Source organism: Chryseobacterium sp. CBTAP 102, from assembly GCF_003201365.1.
In the GTDB taxonomy this organism is placed as follows: domain Bacteria; phylum Bacteroidota; class Bacteroidia; order Flavobacteriales; family Weeksellaceae; genus Chryseobacterium; species Chryseobacterium candidae.
In genome coordinates this window covers 60,432-78,616 of the sequence record NZ_QICX01000017.1, presented here as the reverse complement: position 1 = coordinate 78,616, position 18,185 = coordinate 60,432, and the positions used below count along the sequence as shown (strand labels likewise).

At 36.7% G+C, this 18,185-nt stretch carries 13 protein-coding genes; 11 read left to right on the top strand and 2 right to left on the bottom strand.

The features are described 5' to 3' along the window. Positions 1 to 21: 21 nt before the first annotated feature. From C8D70_RS18990 to C8D70_RS18950, 9 genes are all read left to right on the top strand, one after another. The gene (locus tag C8D70_RS18990) at positions 22 to 1,020 is read left to right on the top strand and encodes a 2Fe-2S iron-sulfur cluster-binding protein (protein WP_076597191.1); all 999 of its coding nucleotides are present in this window, start codon (positions 22 to 24) and stop codon (positions 1,018 to 1,020) included. 177 nt (positions 1,021 to 1,197) lie between these two features. Continuing rightward, positions 1,198 to 2,262, top strand: coding sequence for an NADH-quinone oxidoreductase subunit NuoH (nuoH, locus tag C8D70_RS18985; RefSeq protein WP_076597190.1), 1,065 nt, complete (start codon positions 1,198 to 1,200; stop codon positions 2,260 to 2,262). A 124-nt stretch (positions 2,263 to 2,386) separates the two neighbouring features. Continuing rightward, on the top strand, positions 2,387 to 2,944 hold the full coding sequence (locus C8D70_RS18980; protein WP_040996950.1) for a NuoI/complex I 23 kDa subunit family protein: 558 nt from the start codon (positions 2,387 to 2,389) through the stop codon (positions 2,942 to 2,944). Further along, a complete protein-coding gene (locus tag C8D70_RS18975) occupies positions 2,944 to 3,441 on the top strand; it encodes an NADH-quinone oxidoreductase subunit J (protein WP_034693417.1) in 498 nt (165 codons plus the stop codon). Before C8D70_RS18980 ends, C8D70_RS18975 begins: the two co-directional genes overlap by 1 nt. Positions 3,442 to 3,445: 4 nt before the next feature. Further along, the gene (gene nuoK, locus C8D70_RS18970) at positions 3,446 to 3,775 is read left to right on the top strand and encodes an NADH-quinone oxidoreductase subunit NuoK (protein ID WP_002983557.1); all 330 of its coding nucleotides are present in this window, start codon (positions 3,446 to 3,448) and stop codon (positions 3,773 to 3,775) included. A gap of 2 nt (positions 3,776 to 3,777) precedes the next feature. Then, complete coding sequence (gene nuoL, locus C8D70_RS18965; RefSeq protein WP_110368338.1) at positions 3,778 to 5,691, top strand: NADH-quinone oxidoreductase subunit L; 1,914 nt, start codon at positions 3,778 to 3,780, stop codon at positions 5,689 to 5,691. A 2-nt stretch (positions 5,692 to 5,693) separates the two neighbouring features. Then, a complete protein-coding gene (locus C8D70_RS18960; RefSeq protein ID WP_076597187.1) occupies positions 5,694 to 7,187 on the top strand; it encodes a NuoM family protein in 1,494 nt (497 codons plus the stop codon). A gap of 16 nt (positions 7,188 to 7,203) precedes the next feature. Then, complete coding sequence (locus tag C8D70_RS18955) at positions 7,204 to 8,583, top strand: NADH-quinone oxidoreductase subunit N (RefSeq protein WP_110368337.1); 1,380 nt, start codon at positions 7,204 to 7,206, stop codon at positions 8,581 to 8,583. A 291-nt stretch (positions 8,584 to 8,874) separates the two neighbouring features. Then, positions 8,875 to 11,187 carry a GAF domain-containing protein gene (locus C8D70_RS18950; protein ID WP_110368336.1) on the top strand — a complete coding sequence of 771 codons (2,313 nt, stop codon included), beginning with the start codon at positions 8,875 to 8,877 and terminating at the stop codon, positions 11,185 to 11,187. A gap of 118 nt (positions 11,188 to 11,305) precedes the next feature. Here the strand turns inward: C8D70_RS18950 and C8D70_RS18945 are convergent, their stop codons facing one another. Then, positions 11,306 to 12,481 (bottom strand): Pycsar system effector family protein, encoded by a 1,176-nt coding sequence (locus C8D70_RS18945; protein ID WP_076597184.1) that lies wholly within the window; start codon positions 12,479 to 12,481, stop codon positions 11,306 to 11,308. Between the two features lie 26 nt (positions 12,482 to 12,507). On the opposite strand from C8D70_RS18945, the gene C8D70_RS18940 reads away from it, so the two are divergent. Both C8D70_RS18940 and C8D70_RS18935 read left to right on the top strand, forming a co-directional pair. Next, complete coding sequence (locus C8D70_RS18940; RefSeq protein WP_110368335.1) at positions 12,508 to 16,224, top strand: metallophosphoesterase; 3,717 nt, start codon at positions 12,508 to 12,510, stop codon at positions 16,222 to 16,224. A 318-nt stretch (positions 16,225 to 16,542) separates the two neighbouring features. Next, positions 16,543 to 17,265 carry a hypothetical protein gene (locus C8D70_RS18935; RefSeq protein ID WP_076597182.1) on the top strand — a complete coding sequence of 241 codons (723 nt, stop codon included), beginning with the start codon at positions 16,543 to 16,545 and terminating at the stop codon, positions 17,263 to 17,265. A gap of 83 nt (positions 17,266 to 17,348) precedes the next feature. Here the strand turns inward: C8D70_RS18935 and C8D70_RS18930 are convergent, their stop codons facing one another. Next, a complete protein-coding gene (locus C8D70_RS18930; protein ID WP_110368334.1) occupies positions 17,349 to 18,164 on the bottom strand; it encodes a hypothetical protein in 816 nt (271 codons plus the stop codon). Positions 18,165 to 18,185 lie beyond the last annotated feature (21 nt).

Below are 18,185 nucleotides of genomic sequence, written 5' to 3'. Positions count from 1 at the left end.
ATAAAGCTTAAAGCATATCATATGAGCGAAGAAGTTAAAAAATTCAAAATAACTATAGACGGACAGACTACTGAAGTTTTGCCTGGTACTTCTATTCTGGAAGCTGCAAGACAAATCGGTGGTAAATCTGTACCTCCTGCAATGTGCTACTACAGCAAGTTGGAAACCAGTGGAGGAAGATGCAGAACTTGTCTGGTAGAAGTTTCTAAAGGATCTGAAGCAGACCCACGTCCTATGCCAAAATTAGTAGCAAGCTGCAGAACTAATGTAATGGACGGGATGGAAGTAAAAAATCTTACTTCTGAGAAAGCTCAGGAAGGAAGAAAAGCGGTTACCGAATTCCTTTTGGTAAATCACCCGCTGGACTGCCCTATCTGCGACCAGGCAGGAGAATGTCATCTTCAGGACTTAGGATATGAGCATGGTGTGGAAAACACAAGAACAGAATTCGAAAGAAACACTTACGAAGCTGATGATCTTGGACCGAACATCAAACTAAATATGAACCGTTGTATTCTTTGCGCAAGATGCGTACTGACAGCCAACCAGCTTACAGAAACACGAGAACACGGTATCCTTTTCAGAGGAGATCACGCTGAAATTTCAACGTATTTAAATAAAGCTTTAGACAATGACTTCATCGGAAACGTTATTGACGTTTGCCCTGTAGGAGCATTAACAGACAGAACAGCCCGTTTTGCAAGCAGAGTCTGGTTTACAAAACCTATGAATGCTACTTGTAAGTGTGATAAATGTTCCGGAAAAGCTGTAGTCTGGATGAAAGGTGACGAAATTGTAAGAGTTACCGCAAGAAAAGACCAATGGGGAGAAGTGGAAGAATTCATCTGTGATACATGTCGTTTTGAAAGAAAAGCTTTATCAGACTGGAACATCGAAGGTCCTAGACATATTGACAGACATTCTGTAATTTCATTGAATCACTACGAAAAGCCAAAAGATGAGCTAAGAGTTTTAGACAATCCGATGGCTAAAGAAATCAGTGAAAAAGACGAAAAATAGAATAGTTGGAAGTTAGGAAGCTGGAAGCTGGGAGTTTAATAAATCCCCTAAATTTCAGTTTTAATTTTAGCTGTTTTAATAAAATATAAAAAATTTGGTAATGTGATGAAGAGTTGATGCCACGACGTGATAAACTTCCAGCTTCCAGCTCCCATCTTCAAACATTTAAAATAAAAAATGGATTTACTTACATTTAAACTTATACTTGTACTAGCGCTTTTCCTGCTGTCACTTACGATTGCAGCCTACTCTACATGGGCAGAAAGAAAAGTTGCCTCTATCATGCAGGATAGAATTGGTCCCAACAGAGCCGGACCTTTCGGATTGCTGCAGCCTCTTGCTGACGGTGGAAAATTCTTCTTTAAAGAAGACTTTACGCCTGCCAATGCAGAAAAATTCCTTTTCGTATTAGGGCCGGCTTTGGTGATGTTTATTTCATTGATTACAGGAGCTGTGATTCCTTGGGGTAAAAGTTTAAATATTGCAGGTACTTCTTTTGATCTTCAGGTAGCTAATATTGACGTTGGTGTACTTTTCATCATCGGTATGGCTTCCATAGGGGTTTACGGAATTATGATCGGAGGTTGGGCTTCGAACAACAAGTATTCATTATTAGGTGCTATCCGTGCTTCTTCTCAGATGATTTCTTATGAACTGGCAATGGGACTAGCACTTCTTTCAATCATCATGATGGCTGGAAGTTTAGACTTGAAAGAAATTACTGAAAGTCAGACTACCGGAAAATTATGGGGCGTTATTCCTTGGGTTTCAGGATTGAACTGGAACATTTTCTACCAGCCGATCGCTTTCCTTGTTTTCTTTGTAGCAGCCTTAGCTGAAACCAACAGACACCCGTTCGATTTACCTGAGTGTGAATCTGAATTGGTAACAGGATACTCTACAGAATACTCTTCCATGAAGTTAGGTTTATATATGTTCGGAGAATATGTGAACATGTTTATCTCTAATGCTTTCATGGTCGTTCTTTTCTTCGGAGGGTACAACTATCCTGGTATTGAATGGGTAACTCAGAACTGGGGAGAAAACACAGCAGGAATTTTAAGTATCGTAGCATTCCTTACGAAAACAGTAATCGGAATTCTGATCTTTATGTGGATCAGATGGACACTTCCAAGATTCAGATATGATCAGTTAATGCACTTAGGATGGAAAACTTTAATCCCAATGGCATTGGTAAACCTATTAATTACAGGAGCTGTAATTTTAGCGTTTGGAAATTAAATTATCTAAACCTAACAGATTTTTGAAACCTGTTAGGTTTGTGTAAATATTGAATATTAAAAATTAAGATAACAGACAAGATTAGTCTAAAATCTGGTGTCTAACATCTAATATCTATAATTAAATGAAACTTACAAACAGATCAAAAGTTGTTTCCAATAAAGAAATGACCCTTGCTGAAAAAATCTACCTTCCTGCCATCTTTACAGGAATGGGGATTACATTTAAGCATGCTGTAAGAACCGTGATAAAGGGTGCTCCCGCAGTATATTCGTATCCGGAAGTACAGAAACCAAGAACGACTATCTGGAGAGGCCAGCACGTTTTGAAAAGAGACGAGGAAGGCAGAGAAAGATGTACAGCTTGCGGACTTTGTGCGGTAGCTTGTCCTGCAGAAGCCATTACAATGACTGCTGCTGAAAGAACTAAAGAGGAAAAAGGTCTTTACAGAGAAGAGAAATATGCATCAGTATATGAAATCAATATGCTAAGATGTATCTTTTGCGGTATGTGTGAAGAAGCCTGTCCTAAATCGGCCATCTATCTTACCGACAGATTGGTAGACGTGGAAACCAACAGAGGTTCTTTCATTTACGGAAAAGATAAATTAGTTGAAAAAATAAATGAAAGGATTGATATCACAACAAGACAATCCGAGAAACAAAAAAATGCGGTAAAATAATGGATCAGTTTTTATTTTTCTTGGTGGCGTTTTTAGCAGTGGCAAGTGCTGTTTACTTTGTATTTGCAAGAAATCCTCTTTATGCTATTTTGTCATTAATTGTTACGATGTTTTCAATTGCCGGAATGTACATTCTTCTCAATGCACAGTTCCTGGCAATCATCCAGATTATTGTTTACGCAGGTGCTATCATGGTACTTTTCCTTTATATCTTAATGATGCTTAACCTTAATAAACAAGACGAAAGTAAGAAGAACAATACTTTAAAATTTGTTGGAGTTTTTACGGCAGGTCTTCTTTTGGTAGGTGTATTGGGAGTTTTCAGAGGAGTAAAAGACAATCACATTGTTGTTGAAAATGTAGACAGAGGGGTTGGTCTTACCAAAAATCTGGGTAGACTTTTGTTTAATGAATATGTTTTACCGTTTGAGCTTGCTTCCATCCTAATTCTGGCAGGTATTGTAGGTGCGGTATTAATCGGTAAAAAAGATTTATAAAATTATGGGAGAAGTAAATACATTTATACAAAGCATCCCTTTGGACTACTTCATCATTCTTTCCTCAGTATTGTTCTGTCTGGGAGTAATGGGAGTATTGCTTAGAAAAAATGCTATTGTGATTCTGGGCTGTGTAGAGCTTATGCTGAATTCTGTAAACCTTTTATTGGCAGCTTTTTCAGCATACAAAGGCAACGGCGATGGACAACTTTTAGTTTTCTTCATTATGGTGGTAGCAGCTGCTGAAGTAGCAGTAGGTCTGGCAATTATTGCGATGCTATATAGAAACACCCGTTCTGTAGATGTGAGTATATTTAATAAATTAAGAGGATAAGAATGGAGAATCTAGTATATGCAATAGTACTTTTACCACTTTTAGGGTTTCTTATTAACGGGCTGTTCGGAAAAAATCTTCCCAAAATATTGGTAGGATCTTTGGCTACAGCTATGGTTTTCGGATCTTTCTGTATTGCGGTAAGTATTTTCATGAATTTCAATTCTGAAAGCCAGCCTGTTATTGTAAAAGCTTTTGAATGGTTTAGAGTAAACGGAGTTCAGATTAATTTTGGATTCCAGATAGATCAGCTTTCTTTAATGATGGTGATGATCATTACGGGTATCGGTTCACTGATCCACTTATACTCTATCGGATATATGAGTCATGATAAAGGATTCTACAAGTTTTTTACTTATCTGAATCTTTTCATCTTCTCGATGTTACTTTTAGTAATGGGAAGCAACTACCTTATCCTGTTCATCGGATGGGAAGGTGTAGGTCTGTGTTCTTACCTGTTGATCGGATTCTGGTATACCAATGAAGAATACGGTAAAGCGGCAAGAAAAGCTTTCATCATGAACAGAATTGGTGACCTTGCGTTATTGATCGGTATCTTCATGATCGCTTCTCAAACCAATGCTGTAGATTATCTTTCTGTAGCAGAAAATGCTTCAAAATTTGAATTGGACGGAACAGTGATCATCTTTATCACAGCGAGTTTATTCATCGGTGCTACCGGTAAATCTGCTCAGGTTCCATTATATACATGGTTACCGGATGCGATGGCCGGGCCAACACCAGTATCAGCGTTGATCCACGCAGCAACAATGGTAACAGCGGGTATCTATTTAGTAGTAAGATCCAACTTCTTATTTACTTTAGCACCTACTGTGCAGGGAGTAATTTTATTCATCGGATTCTTAACGGCTGCTTTAGCAGGATTCTATGCTCTTCGTCAGAACGACATCAAAAAAGTATTGGCATACTCTACCGTTTCACAGCTTGGATTTATGTTTATCGCTTTAGGTCTGGGAGCCTATACAACAGCTATGTTCCACGTAATGACACACGCATTCTTTAAGGCATTGTTATTCTTAGGTGCAGGTTCAGTAATCCACGCTATGAGCAACGAACAGGATATGCGTTTCATGGGAGGTCTTAAGAAATATATTCCTCTCACCCACGCTACATTCCTTATCGGAACATTAGCCATCTCAGGTTTCCCTTTATTATCAGGGATGATCTCTAAAGACGAAATTTTAGTAGCAGCTTTCGCTAAAAACCCTGTTTACTGGGTAATCTTATTTGTTTTAGCGGCAATGACTGCAACCTATATGTTCAGACTTTACTATTTGACATTCCACGGAGAATTCAGAGGTACTGAAGAACAGAAACACCACTTACACGAAAGCCCGTCTAATATGACATTACCATTGATCGTATTGGCTATTCTTTCTGTAATCGGAGGTTTTATCAACCTGCCACACTTCATCGGTCACGGGCATTATGCTAAACTGATGGAATGGTTAAAGCCAGTTCTTACAGAACAAAGCTACAGCCAGATGGAAGCTACTCTTTCAGGAGTACCTTTTAATACTGAAATGATATTATTAGCAGCAACAATCCTGATGTTCTTCACTGTATGGTTCATCGTTAGAAATACTTATATAAGTAAGAAAAAGATGGCTGTTGCAGAGGAAAACTATACCGGATGGGAAAAGCTTTCTGCTAAGAAATTATACGTTGACGAACTTTACAACGCATTGATTGTAAAAACTGTTGAAGGATTAGGACGCGGAGGAAAAATGTTTGATAAGGGTATCTTAGACCGTTTTGTAAACTTTGTAGGTGATGGTGCTGAAGACAGCGGAAAAGCTATGAAGCGTGTACAGAACGGAAATGTAGAGACATATATCCTTATCATGTCTTTAGCGGTGGGAATTATATTAATTGTTAACTTTTTATTACAATAATAATGTCTTGTTTGTTATTAACATTATTACTATTACCTCTAGTAGGTTCGGGATTAGTTTTTGCCTGGAAGAGTAATTCCAGCAAATATTTGGCGCTTGGAATCGCATTGGTACAAATGCTCCTTACGTTCTATATGCTTTCGGATTTTGATTTTACTCCGACAGTAGACAGCGTATTGCAGCATGAGATCAATTATCCATGGTCACAATTTATGAAGAGCTCTCTTCACTTCGGTGTTGACGGAATGAGCATGCTTCTTTTATTACTGACCAATATTCTGGCTCCAATCATTATTTTATCATCTTTCAACGAAAGTGTAAACTACAGAAATACATTCTACGGATTGATTCTGTTGATGCAGTTCGGTCTTGTAGGGGTATTTACTTCTTTAGACGGATTGTTGTTCTACATTTTCTGGGAAGTCACTTTGATTCCAATTTGGTTCATCGCCGGACTTTGGGGACAGGAGAATAAAAGGTTCGAGTTCACTACGAAATTCTTCGTATATACATTCGTGGGATCATTATTTATGTTAGCCGGATTGATCTATGTGTACAACCACTCTGCATCATTCGCTTTAACAGATTTATATAATGCCCAGCTTAACGAAGTACAGCAGACTGTGGTATTCTGGTTTATTTTCTTTGCTTTTGCAGTGAAATTACCGGTATTCCCTTTCCATACATGGCAGCCTGATACCTATACCTACTCTCCTACTCAAGGATCGATGTTATTATCAGGGATCATGCTGAAGATGGCAGTATATGGGGTAATGCGTTATTTACTTCCAATCACTCCGCTTCCGATAGCAGGAATTTCCGGGCAGATTGTGATTATTCTTGCCATTGTAGGAATTGTTCATGGTGCTTTGATCGCTATTATCCAAACGGATATGAAGAGAATCATTGCGTATTCATCTTTCTCTCACGTAGGATTGATGGTAGCAGGGATCTTCGCTTCTGCAGTAGTTACTCTTAGAGGAACTTTCAATGTGGAAGGAGCTGAAGGAGCATTGGTACAGACTTTTGCCCACGGTATCAACGTAGTAGGATTATTCTACTGTTGTGATATTTTATACAAGAGATTTAAATCAAGAGACATCAGACAGATGGGTGGTTTAGCTAAAGTAGCTCCTAAGTTTGCTGTATTGTTCCTGATCATTATATTAGGTTCAATGGGAGTTCCATTGACCAATGGATTCATCGGAGAATTTATTTTGTTGAAATCGGTTTATGATTTTAACGGAACAGCAGCAGTAATTGCTGGTCTTACGGTAATTCTTTGTGCAGTGTATTTATTGAGATTCTACGGAAAAGCAATGTTCGGAGAAGGAGATGAAGCCGTTTTAAGTACAGCAAAAGATTTATCGGGTGTAGAGTTTTCTGTATTGGCAAGTTTAGCGGTTTTTGTGATTTTACTAGGTATTTTCCCACAACCGGTAATTGACATGGTGAGTAGTTCAGTGAAGTTTATCTACCAATCAATGGTAAGTTAATTTGATATTTTAAGAAATGAGTGTTTTAATTATTGTTTTCCTAACGGCAGTTATTGCGTTATTTTCAGGAGTTTTTGAACAAGGAAAATTCGCAAGATACATTGGGATTTTGGGATTAATCATTGCATTGTATGTAAGTTTTATGCCGGAATGTTCGTTCTTCGACCATTACAAGCATATGTATGAGTACAGTGACAATACCGCATTATTCACTAAAATATCAATCGTAACAACTTTATTGTTATTCTTCCTTGGAGGTTTTGCATTCAGCAATCACAGAAGCCACCAGTCGGAATTATATGCATTGATGCTATTTGCATTATGTGGAGGGATCATCCTTTTCGGATACCAGAACCTGGTAACGATGTTCTTAGGAGTTGAGATCCTTTCTATTCCATTATATGTAATGGCTGGAGCTAACAAAACTGATTTGAGATCCAACGAAGCTTCTATTAAATATTTCCTTATGGGTGCCTTTGCAACAGGTTTCTTACTGTTCGGGATTGCGTTCATCTACGGAAGTGCAGGAAGTTTTGATCTTTACAAGATTCATGATTTTGGAGTAGCAAATGCTGGAAATGTAATGTTCATCTTAGGGGTATTACTGATTCTTTGTGCATTGGCATTCAAGGTAGCTCTGGCACCTTTCCACATGTGGAGTCCTGATGTATATGCAGGTTCACCTTCATTAATCACAGCATTCATGGCGAGTGTGGTAAAGATCTCAGGATTCTTTGCCCTGTTCAGATTGATGACGCTTGGTTTCGCTGGGGTAACCCACGAATGGATCAATGTTTTAGGAGTATTCCTAATCATTACTTTGCTTTTGGCCAACGTTATGGGTCTTGCTCAGACGAATGCAAAAAGAATGCTGGCATACTCTTCAGTTTCCCACGCAGGATATATCGGGTTGGTATTCTTCGGAATGACAAGCCTTTCTACTTATAACCTTGCATTCTATTTATTTGCTTATTCTTTATCTACAGTAGGGGTTTTCATGTGTCTGATCTGGGTAGAGAAATTAAAGAGAGAAACCTCTTTCGGAGCATTCAAAGGATTGGCAAAAACCGAACCTTTATTAGCCACTGTAGCAACGATCTCTATGCTTTCAATGGCAGGAGTTCCGTTAACAGCTGGTTTCATGGGGAAATTTGCTTTATTCTCCCAGGCTATGAACGGTGCTGCTTTCTTAGTACTGGTAGCTGTGTTAGGTTCTGCCCTATCTATTGCTTACTATTTAAGACTGATCATTGCGATGTTCTTCTTTAAAGAATCAACATTCAAATCGTCAGAAAAAGTAACCCTTACTTACAACATCATCGCAGTAGTTGTTATTGCTTTGATCATTATCCTTGGAGTTTTCCCGGATTTATTTGCAAGAATGTTCGGATTGTAAAACCTGAATTCTAACATATAAAAAAGCACAACTTCTCAGTTGTGCTTTTTTATGTTCATATCTGAATAATGAATATCACAAAATAGTATTTTTATTCAAATTATTCAAAAAAAAAAACACAATTTACTAATCAGTAACATTGATCATCATCCGTTCAAAAAAACAGCAAAGAATAGTAAAATACGTTATAAAATTTCCGAAATGCATAAATAAATTATGTACGATAAAATAAAAACATCCTCCTATTAATATTCTCCTTTTTTCATAACTTTACTCTAAATTTTTCAGCTCTTGGCTAATCTCTATAAAAAAGACTCTCCCTTTCAGGTTTATATATCATTCAAAAAATATTTGGATGTTCTGGAACATATCCGATATAATGACAGACTGGAATACAGAGTCAATTATGCAGAGTCTCTGATTGAGAGTACAAGAAATTTCAAAGAGCTCAGAGAAGGCTTTCAGGACACCGCCCTTCTTGAAAAATACGAAGACCTCATCAGACTGCTTCTTGCTGATCTTTTCCCAACAGGCCTTACCAGAAACGAAATAAAAGCGGCAAGCATTCCGCTTTCCAACATTACCTTCAACTATACTGAAAGGTTTAAAGATATTCTGAAAGATGCCGGAAAAGACTTCGAAATAGAACTCAGGAATATTTCAGATAATGAATTTTATGTGTTCTGCTGCTGTCTGATTCTTCAAAGCTATTTCAAAAAAGATATTAAAAGCATGCTTCCGTTTTATTATGACATTCCCAACAAACAGGGAATCATGAAGCATTATAAAATTACGGTCAATTCCGATTTTACGGAAATTATGCCTACAGAAGATGCCAAAATTCCATCGGATGATGTTCTGGATATGCTGCTGGAAAATCTGGATGACTTTAAACTGTGGAAAAAGTATTTTCCATCTCAGTCCTGGATATTGAAAGGATTTACTATTATTTCACTGGTAGACTGTACTTCTGAAGTAGCCCTTTCCGATCTGAAATCAAGCATGATTGAAATTGATCCGGAAGATATGAATCCCAACGAAAACCTGACCGAAATTTTCAAATCCTATTTTGATGTTCCTGAACTCAGCTTCGGGTTGATGACTTTCAACAAAAAGGAACAGAAACTCGATAAACTTCCGATTTACGAAAGCCTGCTCACGAATCATATCCTGGATTTCTGGATCAATGCATTTGATGAAGAGACGCGTAAAAGTACCTTTGATAATTTAAATCATAATTCAAAGCCTGTGGTTGTTTCCAATGTAAACAACCTGGACGAGAATGTCAAGCTGCTTCCTTCCTTCAGTATTCTAAAGGACAATAATATCAACAGTTTCATGGTAATTCCCATCATGAAAGACGGCGAACTCCTTGCGATCATGGAATTCACCTCTCCTATTGCCGGAAGTTTCAATGGCTTGAAACTGAAAAAACTGGAGTTTTTCACTGATATGGTTCTCTTCTCTCTGAACAGATTCTACTTTGAGAAAAATTATCAGATAGAAGCCATTATTCAACGTGAATATACAACCATCCACGACAGTGTGGTATGGAAGTTCAGAAATGAAGCTGAAAAATATTTTACGGCATCACTTGGAAAGAAAATATATACCTTAAAGCAGATCGCATTCAAAAATCTTACTCCGCTATTTGGAGTTTCGGATATCCGTTCTTCTTCGGAAAAACGTTTTAATCTGATGCTGCTGGATCTTAATCAACAAATTGAATGTCTGAATGAAATTTTAATACTCACGAATTCCGATTCGGAAAAATTTGTACTGGCTTTGGATGTTTTTGAAAATGAGATCAACAATGAGATCAAAGCAGATACGGAACAGCGTTTTCAGAGGTTATTAAGAGAAGAAATCCATCCTTTTTTACAAGGAAAACTGGAAATTAAAACATCCAGAGAAATAAAGGCAAAGATTAAAGACTATTTTTCGCACATTTTTACCTCTACGGATCTGTTTTATCATCACAGAAAAAAACTTGATGACTCTATAACGCTTGTAAACAGAAAGCTGGCCGATATGCTGGATGAAAGCCAGGAAAAGGCACAGGAAATTTTTCCACATTATTATGAAAGATTTAAGTCTGATGGTGTAGAACACAATCTGTATATTGGTTCTACCATCGCTCCTGAGCTTCATTATACTTCGAAAGTAGTCCACAAACTGAGATACTGGCAGCTGAAAACCATCTGTAAAATGGAACTTGAATTTCAGTCGTTCAAAAAGTATCTTCCTGTACAGCTGGATATTGCCTCACTGATCTTTGTATATAATGAAAAAATAGATATCCGCTTCAGAATGGATGAAAAACGCTTTGATGTAGACGGAGCTTACAATTCGTATTACGAAATCATCAAAAAACGTCTGGATAAAGCCCATATTAAAGATTCTTCAGAACGCATCACTGCTCCCGGAAAAATTACCATCGTCTATTTCGGAATGGAAAATCAGAAGGAATACCTGGACTATATTTCCAAACTCCAGAAGAAAGGAGTTTTACAAAATGATATAGAATTTTTAAGAGTGGAGGATCTTCAGGGTATTACGGGATTGCTGGCACTGAGAGTGTCTTTTACACTTCCGCAGGAGTAATGATTATCAACGCCGTAAGCATCATGCTCCTTTATTTCATCATGAAAAGCTTTAGTTTGGCATATCTTCAGTCAATCTTATAAAAATTCCGGGTGATTACTTTTTATCTATATTTTAATTAAAGACTCAGAAAAGCAGCCCCGAAAGATAAGACGGATATAATAATCCCTGCCATAAATATCTTATAGGTAATGGATAAAAGCCTGTATTTCCTGTTAAGAACTTTTCCCAGATAATACAGATCCTTCACCATAGAATCATAGATATAATCCCTGTCTTTAATAAGATCTTTCATGGCATTGTTATAATCGTCAAACAACATCTGCTGAAAGTTTCCAAAAAACAGCAGGTTTACTTTTCTGTTGGCAATATCCTGAGAAGTAAATGTTGATTTGGTTACATTCGGTTTTGTAGAGAGAATCGCAAATATAATCGTCAGTACGCTGGACAGCAATAATATGAAGCTTGGAAGAATCAGATGCGAATTCTTAGGAGCATCCAGTTTCGGAACCAGTACAGAAAGACAAACCGAAATAATAATTGCGTTCACAGATAAAAGAATATTGGCTTTACTGTCTGCAATATCACTTAATCTTGTATGATTGTTCAGTGTAACTCTGAATAAGGTATCCACACTTCTGTCCGATTTTTCTTTTTCTTTTTTGCCCTCCGAAGCTTCCTTTTTGTTTTCTTTTTTCTCTTCTTCTTTTTCCAGCTTCTTTTCGATCTTTTTGATATTTTTCTTTTTCAAAGGCTCCCAGTTTTCTTTGGCGTAATCTGTATAAAAAGTATGCTTGTTTTTCAGCATATCAAGATTTCCGGCATTCCATTCTTCATTGGAAAAGCATCTTACGTTGGTCAGTTCCCATTCTTTTCTCAAAGCATCAGAAATTTCACTGTAATCATGGCCTGCAAAATGGCTGAAGTCTGCGTCCTTTACAATTTTTTCCAGTAAGTTCTGAGGTTCGTAGTGTATTTTCGTAGCCAGAATCAGTTTTTCAACGTCTGCAATATAGTCTTCAGAATAATTTTCCTGGTGTAAAAAGGCTTTCATCACCTCTACACTCCTTTCCTCATGGTTCAGGGCACATTCTATATACCCTGTATCATGAAACCATAATGCTACAAGTACCTTCTCCTGATCTTCTTCAGAAACAGGGGTATTTTTCATGATTTCCTCAGCCTTATTGACTGTATAGGCAGTATGGATAAAATTATGATAAAAATATACCGAAGATAACTTATCTTTGAATAAGATTTCAACATAATTTTTAGCTTTGTGTAGAATGCTCATTCCTGAATTTTTGTTAATGTAAATTTATGAATTTATCCTTTAAAACTCATCTAAAAAATACTTCTATTGTTCTTCGGACGGTAATGTCCGCAGGAGCTCTTTATTCCTGTGCTACCTATAACGTACAAAAGGGCAAAAACTTATTTGAAGTTAAAGATTCCGAAATAAAATCTGAAAATGATTTTAAACTCTTTCTTATTGGAGATGCAGGAAACTCAGATGAACCTCAGGCACAAAAAACATTGAATTTACTGAAAGGCAAACTGGATTCTGCGGATAGTAATTCTATGCTGATCTTTCTGGGTGATAATATCTATCCTAATGGTATGCCCAAAGAAACAGACAAAGATTACTCCCTCGCAAAGCAAAAACTGGAAAACCAGCTTTCCATTACCAAAAATTTCAAAGGAAAAACATTAGTAATTCCCGGAAATCATGATTGGTATAGTGGATTGGAAGGGCTGAATACCCAGGAAGGACTGGTTAAAAAATATCTTGATGATAAAAAAGCTTTCCTACCCAAAAACGGCTGTCCTATTGATGATATCAATGTTTCTAAAGATATAAAGCTTATTGCCATCGATACAGAATGGGTGATTGCCAACTGGGATAATTATCCGGGAATCAACAAAAACTGTAATATCAAAACCCGTGAAGATTTTTTCACAGAGTTCAAAGATCTTATCATTAAAAATCAGGGAAAAAAAATAATTGTTGCTTTACACCATCCTATCATCAGCAGTGGAACCCACGCAGGTTTTAATTCTGTTAAATCCCATCTCTTTCCTTTAAAGAGTAAAGTTCCTGTTCCTGTAGTAGCAAGTGTAATCAATGTATTAAGAAGTTCCTCGGGAGCCAGCCCTGAAGATATTAATAATCAACATTATGCAGATCTGGCTAACAGACTGAAAAGTATTGTCCAAGATAAGGAAAACATCATTTTCGTATCTGGTCATGACCATAATCTGCAATATCACGAAGATGGAAACTTAAGACAAATCATTAGTGGAGCAGGCTCAAAAACAGATCCGTCTACCATCGTGGAACAAACAGACTTTTCTTACGGAGGTAGTGGTTTTGCGGTTTTAAATTTCAGAAAAGATGAAAGTACAGATGTGGAGTATTTCTCAACTAAAGATGCTCAGCTCCAAAAACTGACTCATATTTCCGTGATATCCAAACCGGATGTATTCATCAATAATTTTCCCAATTCTTTTCCTGCCACATTCTCTTCAACCATTTACCCGGTACAGCTTACTGAAAAAAGAAAGTTTTACCGCTGGCTTTGGGGAGATCATTACAGAAGATATTACGGAATTCCCATTGAAGCGCCAACCGCTAATCTTTCCGAATTAAACGGAGGGTATATTCCTTTCCGGGAAGGTGGAGGAAACCAATCCAATAGTTTGCGTCTGAAAGCTAAAGACGGACAGGAATTTGTTATGCGTGGAGTAAAAAAAAGTGCGATCCGTTTCCTGAACAATATGGCTTTTCAGAAAAGTACATTAGGAGAAGAACTCGCAGATACATTCCCTGAAAAGTTCCTGCTTGATTTTTATACCACCAATCATCCCTTTACTCCATTTACGATTGGAAATATGTCAGAAAAACTGGGTATTTTCCACAGTAATCCAAAACTGTATTATATTCCTAAGCAACAGGCTTTGGGAAGATATAATGAAAACTACGGGGATGAAATGTATATGATTGAAGAACGGTTTTCTTCTGATCCGAAAACATTAGCTGATCTTGACCATGCAAAAGATATCGTTTCCACGGATGATGTACTTAAAAATCTTAGCAAAAGCGATAAATATTCTGTGGACAGAGAATCTTATATCAGAGCAAGATTATTTGATATGCTTATCGGCGACTGGGACAGACATTCCGACCAGTGGAAATGGGCAGAATATGAAGCGGGTGATAAAATAATCTATAAACCTATTCCTAAAGACAGGGATCAGGCATTCAGTAAATATGACGGCGCAGCCTTTAAAATCATCATGAATGTTCCTGCCATCCGCCATATGAAAACCTTTACAGAAGATATCAGCAGTGTAAAATGGCTTGCCATGGAACCTTATCCGATGGATCTTGTTTTCTTAAAAGGTGCAGACCAGAATGAATGGGAAACCCAGGCAAAATATATTCAGGAACATCTTACTGATGCAGATATTGATGATGCTTTCCATAATCTTCCGAAAGAAGTACAGGATGACACCATTGCCGAAATCCAGAGAAAACTGAAAATAAGAAAGACAAAATTACAGACCTATGCCGCCCAATATTATGATGTACTGCTTAAAAAAGTTCCTTTGGCGGGAACGGTACATCCTGATAAGTTTGTCATCACCAAAAACGGACATTCCGTGCTTGTTCAGCAATATTATCTAGGCAAGAACAAAGACCAGAATGAACTTGTTTTTGAAAAGACTTATCATGATTCGAAAACAAAAGAATTGTGGATCTACGGATTGGAAGATGATGATACTTATGTAGTAACAGGAAGTGGAAATCCTAAAATGACGATCCGGCTGATTGGTGGATACAATCATGATACCTATAATGTTGCAGATGGCAGAAAAGTAAAGATTTATGATTTTAGATCTCAGAAAAACACTTATAACACAGGCAATGCAACCAGAAATATTACAGATGATTATGATATCAACAGCTATAATTATAAACACCCTAAATATAATTCTGTTGCAGGGTATCCAAACCTGGATTACAACCCGGATGATGGGGTGATTGTAGGAGTTCTGGCCAATTATACAGTGAATAATTTTATACGTGATCCTTTCACTCAGAGACACAGCTTAAAAGCTAATTTTTATACGGCAACTGCAGGATTTAGCCTTACGTACAAAGGTGTATTTAAAAAAGCAATCTCAGGCTGGGATATTAACCTTGATGCATTTTATACCACTCCAAGGTTCTCTCAGAACTTTTTTGGGCTTTCGAACGAAAGTGATTATGACAAGGAGGATACAGAAAGAGAATACAACAGAGCCAGAATATCTAAGTTTAACTTCGCTCCTTCCATTTCTCAAAAGAGCTGGATGAACCTCAGCCACCAGTTTCAACTGACTTTTGAAGATAATAAAGTACAGAGAAAAGCGGACCGTTTCATCAATCAGTCTCCGGATGTGAGACCTGGTGTATTTAATAGCCAACAGTTTGTGGGAGCCAATTATACCTTTGGCTATAAAAATGCAGATAATGCAGCCTTCCCTACTCTTGGACTGGAATTTATGCTGAATGCAGACTGGAAAGCAACTCTTTCTGATTTTAATAAGAATTTCGTAACGGTAAAAGGAAAACTTGCCATTGACCACAGGATTGATAAAAAAGGAAAATTTGTATTCGCCAATTCCAGCAATGTGATGTGGATCAATAATAATAATTTTGAATTCTATCAGGCCGCTGCTATCGGAGGAAATAATGGAATGAGAGCCTTCAGAAACGAAAGATTCTCCGGAAGATCCTATTTTACCAATAACTCAGAAATCCGGTGGGATTTTGGAAGGGTAAGAAATAATATTGTTCCTGCCAACATGGGAATTCTTATCGGATATGATATCGGCCGTGTATGGAATGACAATGAGAACTCCAGAAAATGGCATCAGTCTGCTGGTGCAGGTGTATGGCTGAGTATTGTGGAAATGATGTCTGCAAGGTTGAATTATTTCTATGGTTCAGATGGCGGAAGAATTTCTGCCGGAATAGGAATGAAATTTTAATTTGTGCCATTAAAAAGAAATTAATTCTAATTTCCGGGCTGAATACTGCTATTACAAATAAAACATAAAGCATTGTTTAACAATATATTAAATTAATTCAACCTGAATATTTAAAAAAACTTCAATTTTAATAAAATTTAATAATTCAAACTTTCAACTCACATTTTTTACTGATAAAATAAATATGGCTTTTAAATAAGAGTCATATTTTTCAGCTACATAAGTAAAAACAAGACATAGTTCAATATGTTTATGAATTCCTTAAAAAACAGACATTTTAAAAACATTTTATATTTGTGCCAATTAAAAAATCAACAAATGATGAAAAAAAAGCTATTGTATATGGCATTATTTTTTATGTTCATACATTTAAATGCACAGATAGGGATTGAAACATCAACTCCCCAAAATACTTTACATGTCAATGGCTCACTTCAGGTAGTTAAAGACCTGAATGTAGGCGGAGATGATAAAACAAGAGGTAATTCCGGAAACAAGGGCGAGGTCTTAATGTCAAATGGAGTGGGTAATGCTCCGGTATGGAAAACGATTGAATCTGAAAACTTCTTAAAGGTAATATATGTGGGAAACAAAACAAACATCAGTCCCGCAAGCGGAAGCTATACAGGTACTCATTCTACTCCGGTTAATACTCATGAAAGTTATTCGCAGACTTATGTTTTCAATGTAAGCAATAAGATTGATACTGCTTATTTAACGTATAATTCTACCACCGGACTTTTCACAGTAGTAAAACCGGGATTTTACAATATTGTTCCTTATGTGACGTATGATCTCAATTTAAATCCATCAGGGCAAACTGCAGGAACAGCCAATTCCTATATCCAAAAAGTATCGCCTACCCTTACAACTCTTGCAGGAATATCAACAGGTCATGGCGAACGTACAACAGGATTGAATCATAATCTTTCCTCTATTAATTTTTTCAATACAGGAGAAACCTTCAGAATACGCTGTCGTTATACTCAGGATTTCAGATTATCAAGCGGAAATATTCATATCTCTTACCTTACTCCGTAAACACTATAAACTTCAATCACTTCAATAACATTCATCTATTTAAAAACCCCACATATTTCTCTTGTGGGGTTTTATTTTATCTTTTATGGAAATGGAAAGTACAATAGTACTTGTCCGTTGACATCATATTTATAGGTCCAAGTTTTTTTCGATATTTTTGGGGGAATACTGCTATTAGGATTTAATCTTTCAACAACAGATTCTATTGTTCTGAAATTATTAGCAGATAAGCTTTTCTCATAGAAAACATCATTAATGAGATAAAGTTTTTTAAATGGATTTGCAGCATTATCAAAATCAGAATAAGTAGTAGTGGTTCGTTGATAAGTTACCCCATTTCCTGTTTCAAGCATCTCAGATTTGATAAGGTTATTTTTGTCATCGTAATAATATGTTGTAGCATATTCAGTATTGGCTGCATTATTAAATTTTATAGACGTCTTTTCTACTCTATCCTGCTCATAGGTGTAAGTTTTTGTATATACTATGGGAGAATTCCCTGTGTCTTTATTAACATAATAATATTCAGCTTTTTGGGGTCTGCTGTTTTCCATATAATACAGATATTCATCATGTTTGGAAATGCCAGCAAATTCTAAAACACTTACCTTTATTTTGTTACCATTATAAGATAATTGAGTAGTTAATTCGGAGAAAAATATGTTAAACATTTGAAAGAATACGGGCAAAAGTCGTCCTTTAACATTGACTAAATTTCCGTTTTCATAAGTAAACTCATAGTATTCTTTAGGGTTAGGTACTGTTCCTACACCATCCGTATTATATACATAAGCTTTTTCTGTATGTACAATTGGAGATGGAGTATCTTCGGTCGTGTCATCACTGTTGCTGCAGGAAAACAAACTCAGCACAAGTGAAATGTAAAGTAATTTTTTCATGGTTGGTTGGTTTATTTTATA

Bases quoted from the DNA above. Each gene is read 5' to 3' on its own strand.
- C8D70_RS18935 (WP_076597182.1), top strand. From the start codon at position 16,543: ATGATGAAAAAAAAGCTATTGTATATGGCATTATTTTTTATGTTCATA.
- nuoH (WP_076597190.1), top strand. From the start codon at position 1,198: ATGGATTTACTTACATTTAAACTTATACTTGTACTAGCGCTTTTCCTG.
- C8D70_RS18940 (WP_110368335.1), top strand. From the start codon at position 12,508: ATGAATTTATCCTTTAAAACTCATCTAAAAAATACTTCTATTGTTCTT.
- C8D70_RS18945 (WP_076597184.1), bottom strand. From the start codon at position 12,481: ATGAGCATTCTACACAAAGCTAAAAATTATGTTGAAATCTTATTCAAA.
- C8D70_RS18930 (WP_110368334.1), bottom strand. From the start codon at position 18,164: ATGAAAAAATTACTTTACATTTCACTTGTGCTGAGTTTGTTTTCCTGC.
- C8D70_RS18960 (WP_076597187.1), top strand. From the start codon at position 5,694: ATGTCTTGTTTGTTATTAACATTATTACTATTACCTCTAGTAGGTTCG.
- C8D70_RS18955 (WP_110368337.1), top strand. From the start codon at position 7,204: ATGAGTGTTTTAATTATTGTTTTCCTAACGGCAGTTATTGCGTTATTT.
- nuoK (WP_002983557.1), top strand. From the start codon at position 3,446: ATGGGAGAAGTAAATACATTTATACAAAGCATCCCTTTGGACTACTTC.
- nuoL (WP_110368338.1), top strand. From the start codon at position 3,778: ATGGAGAATCTAGTATATGCAATAGTACTTTTACCACTTTTAGGGTTT.
- C8D70_RS18980 (WP_040996950.1), top strand. From the start codon at position 2,387: ATGAAACTTACAAACAGATCAAAAGTTGTTTCCAATAAAGAAATGACC.
- C8D70_RS18990 (WP_076597191.1), top strand. From the start codon at position 22: ATGAGCGAAGAAGTTAAAAAATTCAAAATAACTATAGACGGACAGACT.
- C8D70_RS18975 (WP_034693417.1), top strand. From the start codon at position 2,944: ATGGATCAGTTTTTATTTTTCTTGGTGGCGTTTTTAGCAGTGGCAAGT.